The organism is Candidatus Poriferisocius sp. (assembly GCF_965204015.1).
In the GTDB taxonomy this organism is placed as follows: Bacteria; Actinomycetota; Acidimicrobiia; order Acidimicrobiales; family Bin134; genus Poriferisocius.
In genome coordinates, this window is the sequence record NZ_OZ241965.1 from 1427115 (window position 1) to 1441943 (window position 14829).

The window sequence follows — 14829 nt, forward strand, 5'->3', positions numbered from 1 at the left end:
ACGAAACCGGGCCAACCGGGCCAGCCGGGCAATCGCCCGACGGCATCCGAGGCTCGCCCGGATTCCGAAGCTCGGCCGGTACCCGGGAGCCAGCCTATACCTGAGGTTGAGGTTTATGGGGGGAGGGGGGTGAGCGAGCGGGGGGCGTCGCCGTTGGAGTTGGTGTTGTTGGCGGTGCCGTTGGTGTTGCTGGTGGTGTTCGTGTTGTGGGCCGGTCGGGGCGGTCGGGCTGGTTTGGTGTCGGATTTGGCCGCCGGGGAGGCGGCGGTGGTGGCGTCGCTGTGCTGCGAGGACGGCGCTGAGGGTGCGGATGAGCGGGAGCAGGTGGTAGCCGATGTGCTGTCGGCTCGGCCCGGCCTGGGCTTTTTGTGCATCGGCGGCCCCCGCCCCGATGCGCTGGAAAACGACGGGGACTTTGTGGATGAGGCGTGGCTGAAGAGCTTCGATCCCGAAGTCCCCGGCGCGACCCGGGGGGTGGGCGCCGTCGGGGTGCGCTTCGAGTGCGAGACCGACGGGGCGGTGGCGCCGCTGCGAGGCCTGTTCCCCACCGTGAGCTTCTTCGGCCAAGCCGCCGAGGTAGTAGCCATCCCACCCCGCCCGATCCTGGAGGTGGGCGAGAGCAGTGAGGATGAGGGGGATGCGGGCGATCCCGCCGACAAGGAGATCGAGTTCCTGATCGAGTTCACCGGGCCGGCCGCCCAGAACGTGAACATCGTCTACTGGACCGCTGACGATCCCAACCCCGCCACCCACGAGGCCACCGCCGGCACCGATGCCGATAGCGACGGCGAGGTCGATGGCAATGGCGATTACTTGGCCATCTTGGAGGGGTCGCCGCAGGGCATTACGACGATCGCCGAGGGGCAGGTCTCTGCGGTTGTCCAGGTGACCGTCAAAGGCGACGATGCGTACGAGCACGACGAGACCTTCCTGCTGCATTGGTACATGGTGCCCGCCGATCCGTGCGACGCCGACGTGCCCCAGTTGTCGAACCCGTATGTGGACCCGCACAACCCGGACCCCGGCCCCGCTTGCAAACTGGTCGGCGACGAGCTTGTGACCGTCGGGGGCTACGACCCGAAGCGCTGGTGGAGGGCCAAGCCGGCGGTCGGCACCATCACCAACGACGACGATCCCCCCACCCTGGTGGTGGACCCTGCCAGCGCCGAGGAGGGCGACCCGATGACCTTCGATGTCCGTCTCCAAGGGTCCACTGAAGTCGAAGTCGAGGTCACCGTCGAGACCCGGGACCATGGCACCGGCGTCGGCAAAGCCAAATCCGGCGTCGACTACACACCCATCGACTCCACCTCGCCCAACCGCGACATCACCTTCCCCCCTGGCACCACCACACAAAACGTCACCGTCCCCACCATCGAGAACACGACCGGCGAGCAGGACAAGACCTTCGAGCTCAGGGCCACCGCCGATGACCACGCCAGAACGAACCCGCCCAATATCGAAAACGGGAAGCACGTCGCCATCGGTGTGGGCACCATCAAAGACGACGAGCCGAAGATCCGCATTGAGGTCGGTGCCGGCGCCTCCGTCCGGGAAGGCGAATCCTTGTTGGTCGAAGTCAAACTCGACAGGCCGCCGACTGACCTGGTCTGGGTCCACTACAGAGTTGTTCCCAGCGGCACCCATCCGGCCACGCCGCCGAGCATGCCAAACAGCGACTACACGGTTGGAGGACTCGGCCCGACGGGCAGGCTCGAATTCAAAGTCGGCGATCCGACGACCCAGACCATCTCGGTCAGCACCAGAGCCGATGCGGTCGACGAGAACGACGAGACCTTCACTGTCGAGCTCGAAAACCCCAGCACGAACTCCCTTATCGTCGTCTCCTCGGTCGAGGTCACCATCTTGGACCAAGACAATCCTCCGAAGCTGGAGATCGCCGGCCCGGCCAACCTGGTGGAAGAGGGCCAGGTGGCGGAGTTCACCGCCACGCTGATCGGGGCCACCATCTTCAACGTCGAGTTCGATGTCGAAACCCGCGACGGCACTGGCCCTAACGGCGCGGTGCAGCCCGGCGACTACACGCAGGTGCCCACCACCCGCATAACGATCCCCGCCGGGCAGTCAGCGATCCCCATCCTGGTCCAGACTTCAAGCGACGAGAACGAGGAAGTCGTAGAGGACTTCCACCTGGATGTGGACGTGAGCACCCTGCACAACGCCGACCCCGCTCGCGATCCCCTCACCGCCAGCGCCTCCATCCGCGATGCCACCCGCCGCGTGGTGTACGTCTCCAACAGCCCGACAGAAGAGGAGGGTGAAGACCTGGTGTTCACCATCACCCTCGACAACCGCAGCCTCGGCCCCATAACCGAAGATGTGACCATCAACTACGAGGTGGTCCCGTGCAACACCTGCCCCTCTTCTAACCCCGCCATCGCGGACGTCGACTACCGCCGCGGCAACCCGCACACCCCGATGGGCTCGGTGACATTCAAGCCTGGCGAGGCCTTGACGCAGAACGTCGAGGTGGAAACCCTGCTCGACAGGCTCGTCGAGACCGACGAGACGCTGCTCCTCAAACTCTCCAGCACGAACGTCCGGCCTCCTGATGGGTTCAAGTGCGAACCGTGCGATGGCACCGGCACCATTACGAACTTCACCCTGCCCGAGCTAAGCGTCAACAACCCCAGCGCCAAGGAGGGGGATGACCTCGGGTTCACCGTCACGCTGTCGCCAGCGAGCAAGTCGGACACCAGCTTCGACGTACGCACTTATGCGCTGACGGCCAGCGCCGGCGTCGGAGACTGCGCCGACGGCGGAGACTACCTCAGCGATTTCGAGAGCCCCTCCCCAGGCCGCAGGGTCACCATCGACGCCGGCGAGACCACGGCCAGCATCCCGATCCCGACGTGCTCCGACGCCGACGCGGATTTCCGCGAGACCCTCCAGCTTCGGATCTCCGACCCCGATTTCGCCTCCATCGACAAAGGCATCGGCACCGGCACGATCGAAGACGTCTTGCCCATGGTGCTGTCCGTCGACAACGCCAATGCGGTGGCCGGCGACGTTATGGGCTTCGTTGTCGGGCTTACCCGCCCGGCCGCCGCGAATTTCACGGTGTACTACTCCACCAAGCCCTACACCGGCAGGCCAGACATAGCCATGCCCTCCGCCAAGGGCGACGGCGGCGACTACAGCAACGCCAACGAGGAGAGCCGGGGCGATTCAGCACGGGGCGAGATCAATTTCAAAGCCGGCGAGTTGAGCATGATCGCCAAGGTCGAGACGTGGCCCGACAACGAGCTGTACGAAGAGGTGTTCCAGCTAAACATAGAGCTGGGCGAAGGGGCCGGCCAGGCCCGCGTCGTGCTCGGCAAAGCCACCGCGGTGGGCAGGATCACCCCGCGCCACAGCATCTTGGACATCGCCAACGCCGAGGCCGTCGAGGGCAAAGACGTGGAGTTCATTGTGACCCGCCGGGGCCGCACCGACCAGCGCTCCACGGTGAACTTTTCCACCTCGCGGCTGGCCACCGCGGCCCGCCCCGCCAAGGGCGGGTTTGAGCGTTGCACGGACTGCGATTACTACACGCCGTCGGAAACCCAGCTGGTGTTCGCCCCGGACCAGACCGAGAGGACCATCTCCGTGGGCACCCGCGTAGACACCGACGACGAGTGGCCCTTTGAGCAGTTCCTGGTGAGGCTGCACAACCCGGTGAACGCCGGTTTGGGGGCGTCGGCGGCGGTGGGCACCATCAACGAGGAGTGCGCCGATGCCGCCGACTCGTCTTCGAAGAAGCCGGTGGCCACCGGCAAAGACCAGATCGTGGGCGAGGGGGCCGGCCGGGCCACGGTGGTGTTCGAGTTCCGCCCCGCGGTGTGCCCGGCGACACCGCCGCCGACGGTGGGCTACACCATCGGCGCCCCCGGAGCCGGCGCCGCCGCCACCGTGGGGGCCGACTACACCGCGGCCTCATCCGGCACGGCGCGGGTTGAGGGGTACCGCGTCTTCATCGACGTGGCGGTGCTCGACGACGCCCTCGACGAGGACGACGAGGCGCTCGAGGTGGCCATCACCGGCTGGGATTCGGGGCAAGCGGCCCGCTGGACCGACGCCGATGTGCAGAAAAAAGCGCTGCTCACCATCCAAGACGACGACGCCGAGCCCGAGGTGAGCGTGTACGACTCGTCGGCGGTGGAGGGCGGATTGGTGCGGTTCTCGGTGCGCCTGGACCGGCCCAGCGGACGCACGGTGACGGTCCCCTACTCCACCCATCCGCTGACCGCCACCGAGGGCGTGGACTACGACGCCCCGACGGGGGGCACCCTGGTTTTCGAGGCGGGCGACACCGAGGAGTTCGCCGCAGTCGTCGCCCTCACCGACACCAACAGCGGAGAGGGCGACGAGCAGTTCCAGCTACGGCTGGGCACCCCGGTCAACGCCGGCATAGACGTCGGCACCGCCATCGGCACCATCGTCGACCGCACCCAGCCGGGCCTGTCGATCACGTCGAACTACGAGACCACCGGGACCAAGGCGTCGGAGGGCGGCTGGGAGGTGTTCACCGTCTCTTTGGACGAGGCCAGCACCGATGAGGTGAGCGTCGAGTACGCCACCGTCGGGCTCTCCGGCGACGGCGCGGCCACCGCGGGCACCGACTTCACCGCCGCGACGGGCACGATCACCTTCGCGGCGAACGACAACACCCCGCAGACCTTCAGGGTAGAAATCCCCGGCGACAACGTTCCCGAGGACGATGAGCGGTTGCAGGCAAGGCTGTTGCGTCCCGTCAACGCGGTGATCGGCGACGGGGTGGCGGCGACGGTGATTGCGGGCCAGTGCGCCGATCCGGCCAACGCCGCCCACCTGCCGCCGACACTGAGCGTGGCCGGAGCGTCGATCGACGAGGGCCACCGGACGGGGACGATGGCCTTCGCGCTGGCCGTCGACCGGCCTTTGTGCTCTGAGGCGGCGATCAGCGTCTCGCGCACCCACATCACCACCAGCGCCGCTGACTTCGCCGGGAACCCCGCGGCGGCGGTGTTCCCCGCGGGGGTGACCTCGGCGGTGTACCAGGGCATCGTGGTGGCCGACGACGACCTCGACGAAGCAGACGAGACGTTCGGGGTCGCCGTCTCCTGGGCCGCGGGGCCGCAGACCTGGCAGGACGCGGCGGCGGCCACCGCGACGGGCACCATCATCGACGACGACGAAACAGCGGAAATCTCCATCGCCGGCGCTTCCGGCATCGAGGGCGCCACCCTCAGCTTCCCGGTGACGCTCGACCGGGTGGCCCCCGGGGACGTGACGGTGGAATACGCGGCGGAACGACACAACGCAGCGGCCTATCCCGCCGAGCCGGGGGCGGACTTCGAGGAGGTGTCGGGCACGCTTACCATCGCGGCGGGCACCATCAGCGGGGCCGTGGAGGTGCCCGCCCTGCGAGACGACGTCGACGGCGAGCCCGACGAGACGTTCCTGGTGCGGCTGAGCCGCCCGAACCGGTACGCCCAGATCAGCGTGGGCACCGCGGCGGGCACCATCATCGACGTGCCCACCCCGAAGATCTCGGTGGCCGACGCCGAGGCCGACGAGGGGCAGATCCTGGAGTTCGAGGTGACGTTGGACACCGAGGGCGCCGAGCCGGTCAAGGTGGAGTTCAAAACCGTCGAGCTCTCCGGCGACGGCGCCGCCACCTCGGGCGACGACTACCTGCCCACCTCGGGCACGCTCACCTTCGCCCCCGGCGAGACCCTCAAAACGGTGCAGGTGGCCGCGCTGGCCGACAACAAGCACCTCGAGGGCGACGAGAGCCTCGAGCTCAAGCTGTCGAACCCGGCCGGCGCCGACCTCGACGACGAGATCGGCGTCGGCGTGATCCGCAACCTCGGCGAGCCAGAGATCTCGGTGGCCGACAGCCGCGCCGAGGAGGGCCAAAGCGTGGTGTTCAAGATAACGCTGAACAACCGGGGAAGCCGCGACATCACCGTGGGCTACGCCGCCGAGTCGCGCCGCACCGCCGGCGACGTGGCCGCCACCGAAGGAGACGACTACAACGCGGTCACCGGGACGGCCACCATTTCGGCGGGCGACACTGAGGCCACCGTGGCGGTGGCCACCGTCGACGACCGCGTCGACGAGTACGACGAGGTGTTCGCGCTCACGCTCACGCTCACCGCCCCCGACTACGGCACCCTGGCCGACGCCAACGCGACGGGCACCATCGAGGACAACGACGACGAGCCCGCCATCACCATCGCCGACACCGCGGAGGCCGAGGACGCCGGAACCCTGGATGTGACCGTGGCGCTGGACGCGCCCAGCGGACGCACCGTCGCCGTGGACTACGCCTTCACCGCCGGCACCGCCACCGAGGGCACCGACTACCAAGCGGTGACGGGCGGTGAGCTGGCCGGGACGGTGGCCATCCCCGCCGGGCGCCGCTCGGCTGTGCTGTCGGTCGCGCTGATCGACGACGAACTCGCCGAGGGCGCCGAGACGCTCACCCTGTCGCTGTCGAACCCGCGAAACGCCACTTTGGCCGCCAGCACCGCCACGCTCACCATCCTCGACGACGAGGGCCTGCCCACCGCCTACCTCGACCCCGACCTCACCGGGTCGCCCGAGGGCCAGCCCACCGAGATCGCGCTGCGCCTCAGCGGGCCCAGCGAGCAAGAAGTGACCGTGGACTACCGCACCAGCGGCGGCACTGCCACGCCCGGCGCCGACTACACCGCGGTGCCGCTCACCACCGCCACCTTTGCCGTCGGCGAGACCCTCAAAACCCTGTCTACCCCCACCGAACCCGACGACGATGAGGAGGATGACGAGACCGTCGGCTGGGAGATCAGCAACCCGACCAACGCGCAGCTCGCCCAGACCACCGGGACGTCGCTGATCATCGACGACGACGGCGAGCCCCGGATCACCTTGGACGACGCCCGCGCCACCGAGGGCGGGCAGGCCGCGTTCACCATCAGGCTGTCGCCCCCCTCAGACGAAGAGGTCACCGTGGCCTACCGAACCCAGGCCGACGCGTTCGCCGGCGCCGCCGCGGCCACCCCCGACCAGGACTTCACCAGCACCTCGGGCACCGCCACCATCGCCGCCGGAACCCAAACCGCAACAGTGCCGGTCACGCTGCCCGACGACTCCCTCGACGAGGGCATCGAGACGTTCTGGCTGCGCCTCGACGCCGACACCGCCAGCGGCGCCGACGTGGCCGACGCGGTGGCCATCGGCACCATCGACGACAACGACCCCCCACCCACCCTCTCCATCGCAAACGCGGCGGCCGTCGAGGGCGACCCCGTGCAGTTCGCCGTGACCCTCAGCGCCCCCAGCGGACGCACGGTCAAAGTCCGATACGCCCCCCAGCGCCACGACAAGGGCGACCCCGACCGGGAGGCCACGCCCGTCGACGACTACGACCCCGCGGCCAAAGTCCTCGTCATCCCCGCCGGCACCACCACCGCGGTCGCCGAGGTCCAAGCCCGAGAAGACCAGATCACCGAATACCGGGAGACGTTCCTGGTCCGCCTCTACAACCCCGACCACGCCACCATCGCCGTCGCCACCGCCACCGGGACCATCATCGACAAGACCGGCCTGCCCCAGGCCTCCATCGCAAACGCCCAAACCGCCGAGGGCAACGGCACGATATCGGTGCCCGTCACCCTCAGCCACGCCAGCGCCCAGACCGTCACCTTCGCCTACACCACCCAAACCACCGCAACCGACGAGGAAGGCCACGCCAAGCCCGGCGACGACTACACCACCGCATCAGGCACCCTCACCATCGACCCCGGCGAAACCACCGCCACCATCGACGTCGCCATCGCCGACGACGACACCGTCGAACCCGACGAGACCTTCGCCATCCAGCTCCGCAACCCCCAGCAAGCCACCCTCATCGAAGACCGGGCCACCGCCACCATCATCGACGACGACGGCCTCCCCCGCCTCTCCATCACCAGCGCCCAAGCCGCCGAAGACGACGGCTCGATAACCCTCAACGTCGCGCTCAGCCACCCCAGCACCGACCCGGTCACCGTGCAGTACAACACCTTCGACAACACCGCCACCCAGCGCCGCGACTACACCCCCACAACCGGCACCCTCACCATCGACGCCGGCAACACCGCCGCCACCATCAGCGTGCCCATCACCGACGACCTCATCGACGAGAACCCCGAGACCATCACCGTCCGCCTCACCAACCCCACCAGAGCCACCGTGCTCCGAACCGCCGCCGCCGCCACCGCCACCATCCAAGACGACGACCCCGCCCCCACCATTCGCCTCCTGCCCGACGAAGCCCAAGAAGGCGAGCCCCTCCAATTCACCGCCCTCCTCGACGCCCCCTCAGGACTCACCGCCCAAGCCCAATACGCCACCCAAACCACCGGAACCGGCGCCGGCCACGCCACCCCCAATACCGACTACACCCCCGCCAGTGGCACCATCACAATCCCCCCCGGCCAAACCACCGCCACCATTTCCGTCGCCACCCTCACCGACACCCGAACCGAAACCCCCGAAACCCTCGAACTCGCCCTCACCAATCCCCAAAACACCACCCTGCACTCCACCGGCCACACCGCTGTCGGCACCATCAACAACAACCCGCCCCCCACCATCACCGTCAACGACGCATCCGCCCTCGAAGGCAGCCCCGTCAGATTCACCATCCAACTCGACAAACCTGCCATCACCAACGTGGTGGTGGCCTTTGAGGTCAGGCCATTGGATGCAACTGAGGACTCGGACTACACCGTGCCCGCTTCCACCCAGGTGACCATCGGTGCCGGGCAGACCCAAACGAGCTTGTCGGTTGCCACCGTGGCCGATTCTGTCATCGAGGTCGACGAGACGTTTCTGGTGCGCCTAACCGCCGTCGACAGCGGATTCGCGGTGATCCAAACCGGCGGCGCGGTCGGCACCATTTTGGAGAACGCTCTGGCGCCGTCTTTGTCGGTGGGCGATCTCCGAGCCGCCGAGGGCGCCGCGGCTGCCTTCACCGTGACCCTCACCCGGGATGACAACACGGCCGACACCGCGGTCAGCGTTGGGTACCGCACCAAGCCCTTGACCGCCGACGAGGGCGCCGACTACACCGCGGCGACGGGCCGGCTGAATTTCCCGGCCTCTGAGAGCACCCAGGAGCTCACCGTGTCGGTTCCCACCGTGGATGACAAGCTCTCCGAAGACCCCGAGACGTTCCAGCTCGTGCTCCACAGCCCCCGGGGCGAAGCGCAAATAAAGGACCGCGCCGGGACGGCCACCATCCTCGACAACGACTCCGAGCCCACCTTGTCTATCGGCGCCGCCGAGGCCGACGAGGGCACCCCCCTGGAGTTCGCCGCCACCCTCAACTCCCCCAGCGGGCGCCGCATCACCGCCGACTACCGCACCCGCGGCGGCACCGCCGCCGACGGCGTCGACTACCTCACCACCGCCGGCACCCTCACATTCCCCCCCGGCACCACCCGCCGAACCATCACCGTGGCCACCCTGCCCGACAGCCTCGTGGAAGACGACGAGACCCTCGAAGTGCGACTGGCCAACCCCACGGGGGCGATCCCAGGCTCAAACGGCGCCGGCACCATCATCGACGCCACAAGACCCGCCCTCCGAGTGGCCGACGCCACCGCCCGAGAAGGCGACCCCTTAGAGTTCATCGTCACCCTCAACCGCCAACACGACACCGCCGTCACCGCCACCTACGCCACCGCCGGCAGCGGCGCCAACCCCGCCACCGCCAACAGCGACTACACCCCGGCCCCGGCCAACAGCACCATCACCTTCCCGCCCGGCACCACCCGCCAAACCATCACCGTGGCCACCCTCACCGACCAAAGCGACGAACCCGACGAAACCCTCACCCTCACCCTCTCCAACCCGACCGGCACCGCCAGAATCCTCGACGGCACCGCCACCGGCACCATCCAAAACGCCATCCGTCCGGTGATCACCGCCAACAGCCCCCTTCAGGCCGAGGGAGGGGAAATAACCTTCACCCTGCGCCTCAACCGACCCGCCGACGAGGCCATCACGGTTGACTACACCACCGCCAACGGCACCGCCACCGGCGCCGATGAGCTGCCTCGACGCTGGGAACAAGGCTGGAACGAGGTCGACTACCAGAACGCGTCCGGCACAGTGAGGTTCGCGGCGGGCTCAACCAGCCAGACGGTGAGAGTCATGCTCGCCCGCGACTACATAGACGAAGTGGCCGAGACGTTCTATCTGGAGCTCAGCAATCCCGTCAACGCCACCCTCCCCAGCGCAAACTACCGGGCCACCGCCACAATTGTCGACACCACTCCCCTGCCCCGGTTCAGTATTGGCGGCGCTTCAGGACTCTACGAAGAGACCGGCCGAACCGTGACCGGCGTCAGCATCTCTCCGATAAGCGACCGGACCGTGACTGTGGACTGGACCGTTGAGGAAACGCCCCAGCAAGAGCTGAACCCGGCGACCGCGGGGGACGACTTCGAGGCGGCCACGGGCACGCTCACCTTCCCCCCGGGAACCAGCCACGGAACCATTGCCGTCGCCATCGTCAACGACAACCTCTACGAGGGCACCGAGTATTACCGGATTGCCTTGTCCAACCCCACCAACGCGTTCCTTCCCTTGACCGGCTCCGGGAATGAAGTGGCGGACAACCGCTTCATCCTTGACGACGAGTCGTTCATCTTCTATTTTGCCGACGCCGCCGCCACCGAGGGCAACAACGTGGTCTTCCGCGTCGAGCGATCAGGGCGGAACCTCAACGCAGTAAGCGTCGCCTATCGAACAGTCAACGGAACTGCCACAGCCGGCGTCGACTACGTGGCAGCCTCGGACACGCTCAGCTTCGCCGCCAACCAGCGCATCGCACACATCAGAGTGAGAACCCTCACCGATTCCGACAGATCAGCGCGTGAGTCGTTCACCGTGCGCCTGACCCCGTTGGCCGCCAGCCCGATGGCCATCGGCATCCTCGACAACGAGGCCACGGGCACCATCATCGAAACCTCCCAGCCGCTCATATCCCTGGCAGGCCAGGCCAACATTCGGGGACAGGTGAGTATGCTCGGCAACGAGGGGACCAGCTTCAATTTTTCGGTGCGCTTGACCAATTCGAGCAGCAGCGCAGTCACCGGAACTCTCGAATTGGTCGACGGCACCGCAACGTTCAATAACACGCACTGGTTGAGCGACTTCTGGTTCTCGCATCAGTGGTCGCATCACTGGCCCGATAAATTCGAACGCTCCGTCGCATTCGAGTTGCGCCCCGGCTCTATCGGCCACAGCTACGCCATCAGGCTCGAAGACGACCCCACCGACGAGCCTGGCGAGACGTTCCAAATACGGCTCAGCGGCGTGCAGGGCGCAGTGCTGGGCGCGCAAGAATCCCTCACCGTGACCATTCGAGACGACGATCCGCCGCCGGAGCTTCAGATATCCGACGTTGCCCTGGAAGAGGGGGGTTTGGCGCAATTGACCGTTGAACTGCAACCGCCCGCCGGGTTCGGCCGCCTCATCACCGCTTTCCCGGTGGAGGTGGACTATCGCACCGTTGACGGGTCGGCCCGGGCGGGCGCCAACTACACCGCCACATCGGGGACGCTGGAATTCGCCCCCGGCGAGACCGAAAAGACGATCGAGGTGCAGACTCGTTCCGACAGTTCGTTCACGGGCGACCGGGTCTTCCAGGTGGAGTTGCGCAATCCGCAGAACGCCACCATCGGCCGGGCGGCTGGCCGGGTCAGGATGATCGAAGACGATTGCATTGATCCGACGGCGGAGGGTTTTGTTCCGCCGCAGCTGCGGATTGCGTCGACCAGCACGAACGAGGGGGGCATGCTGACGTTCCGTGTTGGGGTGAGCAAGCCGTTCTGTAGCGATGTGGCCTCGGCGGTGTCGGTGTCGGTGGCGCTGGGCACCGCGGGTTCGGGCGATGCGGCCACGTCGTCGGGAGCGGTGGGCTTCGAGGCCGGTGAGCGCTGGGTGGACTATTCGCCGGTGAGGACCTTTGAGGACAGCCTCGACGAGCCCGACGAGACGGTGGTGGCCACTGTTTCGTGGCATCCGTCGCTCAATGTGGGGGCGGCCTATTCGGCCACCAAGGTGACTGCCGTCGGGAACATCCGAGACAATGATCCCCCGCCGGCGCTGGAGGTCTTCGACGATGCCGCCACGGAGGCTGGCGAGTTGCTGTTCATCGTGAGGCTCGACGCGCCCAGCGGCAAGCGGGTCACCGTGGACTACGCCACCAGCGGCGGCGGAACCCACCCCGCGGCGAGCAGCGACTACACCGCAGTGTCGTCGGGCACGCCCACCTGCCAGATCCCCTGCCCGCTCACCTTCCAGCCCGGCGAGACCACCAAGCAGGTGGCGGTGCAGTCGTTGGCCGACGCCCTCGACGAGCACAACGAGACTTTCCAGCTCCGGCTCTCCAACCCCACAAACGCCACCCTCAAAGACGCCACCGCGGTGGGCACCATCGAAGACGACGACCCCCTGCCAGTGGTCTCGATCGCCAGCGCGTCAGCCGACGAGGACGACAGGCGGCTGCAACTGACCATCACCCTGTCCGCCGTGAGCGGACGCGACGTGACCGTGGTGTACGCCACCGCCGACGACACCAGCGATGGCGACAACAAGGCCATCAGCGGTTCCGACACCCCCGCCGACAACGACTACACCGCCAAGACCGCCACCGCCACCATCCCCGCGGGCAACTCCACCACCACCATCGAGATCGCCGTGGCCACCGACAACACCCCCGAACCCGACGAGACCTTCCTGGTGAAACTCCTTACCGCCAGCCCCGACAACACCCTAAAAACCACCCACGCCACCATCCACGCCGATGACCACACCGCCACCGCCACCATCACCAACGACGACTAACCCCCACTGCAACCTCTACTACCGTCTGCCGCAATCGGGGAGCGCGTTCTTGCACAGGCGGTATAGTGGGTCACATGGCCAAATCGGAGAGTGCCGAAGCGAGAGACTGGATCATAAGCCTTGAACCAGGCACATGGTTCTGGAGCCAAGATGTGCCAGGTCGCCGCGACATCGCCCATCCCGTCCTCTCCCGCCTCAGCAACGACGAGGCCAGCGGTGTGCAGCGAATAGCCAAGGGCCTCTATTGGCGGGGCTGGCCGGAAGGCCACGACTTCGCATCTGCGCCACCTGACTACACCATCGCCGCGCTGCTACTGGCTGGCCCTGGCGCGGGTCTCGCCGACTGGGATGCGCTGAACAGGCTCAAGTGGTCGACACAGGTCCCCTGCAAGGCGATGATCAGCACACTTGGCCCGCCGCCTAAGCCGCCGCACCCGACAGTCATCTACAAGCAGAGGAACAATCAGCGGAGAGCTGAGTTGAACTGGGCCGAGGTCACGGTGCTGGAAGCTCTGGGCATGCTCTGGATGACGGAGGCATTGTGGCATGAATGCCTAGAGTCGATGCACGACGGAAGGTTCACTGCTTATTTGAAATGGGGTCTGCCCATTCGCGCCAACATGCTGGAATGGGCCGCTGAGACAGAAAAAGACATGACTGTTGAGACCCTGCACAAGGTGGACGAGGTAGCCGCTGCGATCAGTAGGGCATCACCGCTGCCCACATCAACTTGACCGATATAGGGGTCGGGACTACCGCACCTGGCCTAGCTGGCAATCCAGGCGAATTCTCATCTCTGGTCGTGGCGGCCCAAGCTGCCACGGGGCTGTTGAGGGAACGCCTAGTGAAGGACTATTGGCTCGTCACATGCCTCTACAACGTGTCCCGTGCGGGACTCCCTACCAACATGCACGTACACAGAGAGGTCAAAGGCCAACGGAACCCCAGTGCTGTTTGCTTGTTCACAGGAGGTACATCTCTTATCGCAGCATGGAGCATCACGGAGCGCTTTTCTGAAGACCTGGATTTCTTGGCTGCGGACATAACCGACGGCAACTCAAGAGAAGCTCTGAGGCAAGCCAGGTCCCAAATTGCCGAATGGTTCACTGCGCCTTTGGGCCAGAGCAGCTTGGACATCAGGCAGGATGACAACAGGAGAAGGGGATTTCGGAAGATATCAATTCCCGTTGGCGGCGAAGACCAGTATTTGAAGGCAGAGATCGCGTCGGAACAGGTTGAAGACGACCTGCAAACGAAGCGGACCATCGTCTCGCTGCTAGGCCGCTTCGCGACAGATCAACAACTGGCCCAATTCCCCGAGTTGGGTGGTTTCGAGCTTCTCTGCACGAAACCGGCGTACACGGCGGCGAACAAGCTCGATGCCCTGCACCGCCGGGCTGTCAACGGCCATTTCCGAGGCCTCGCAGCGAGGATCCGCGACCTGTACGACCTCGCCATGATCGCTAGTTCCGAACACGCCGATGAATCCAGGCGGCGAGTGCCAGACCTAGCTGAGTCAGCGGCCCACTCGTTCGGGAGGGGCGATGAGTCCGTGCCTAGACCGGCTAGAGGCTACGCGGACAGCATCATGTTCCTAAAGGGCTCCGAGGCCCACGACACGCTCGAAGCGGCATATCCGAGTCTCGCCGACTTTGTGTGGGGGGACTTGCCGCTGTTCGGCGAGGCGCTGGAGCTAGCAGCAAGCCTTGACGACCCCGCCTGATCCGCCTCCTAGACGTGCCTACCCGCTGGGCACGACCTGGTGGCCGTGGCGGGCATCGATCAGCTGGTCGATGGCTGGGCTGCCAACCTTATCTGGACGGTGATTAATGCGGCTTTCGGTTGGCATCATACGATATTGCCATGTTTTGCAGTTGGCCCCACAGGTTCGGGGGCTCGGCCCGACGACCTAGCCACCCTAGCCGTGGCGCTGCGCGACGGACGGGGTAGACGATGTGAACG

3 protein-coding genes are annotated in these 14829 nt (G+C 66.5%); all 3 read left to right on the top strand.

Annotated elements, in window-relative coordinates:
• Positions 1 to 129: 129 nt before the first annotated feature.
• The 3 genes from ACOGJC_RS06395 to ACOGJC_RS06405 all read left to right on the top strand — a co-directional run bounded on the left by ACOGJC_RS06395 (position 130) and on the right by ACOGJC_RS06405 (position 14590).
• Positions 130 to 12867: a Calx-beta domain-containing protein gene (locus ACOGJC_RS06395; RefSeq protein ID WP_419847678.1), complete on the top strand. Its 12738-nt coding sequence runs from the start codon at positions 130 to 132 to the stop codon at positions 12865 to 12867.
• Positions 12868 to 12941: 74 nt separating this feature from the next.
• Positions 12942 to 13601, top strand: a complete 660-nt coding sequence (locus tag ACOGJC_RS06400; RefSeq protein WP_419847679.1) for a hypothetical protein — start codon at positions 12942 to 12944, stop codon at positions 13599 to 13601.
• A 110-nt stretch (positions 13602 to 13711) separates the two neighbouring features.
• Entirely contained in the window at positions 13712 to 14590 is an 879-nt protein-coding gene (locus ACOGJC_RS06405) for a nucleotidyl transferase AbiEii/AbiGii toxin family protein (protein WP_419847680.1), read from the top strand.
• Positions 14591 to 14829 lie beyond the last annotated feature (239 nt).

Bases quoted from the DNA above. Each gene is read 5' to 3' on its own strand.
- ACOGJC_RS06400 (WP_419847679.1), top strand. From the start codon at position 12,942: ATGGCCAAATCGGAGAGTGCCGAAGCGAGAGACTGGATCATAAGCCTT.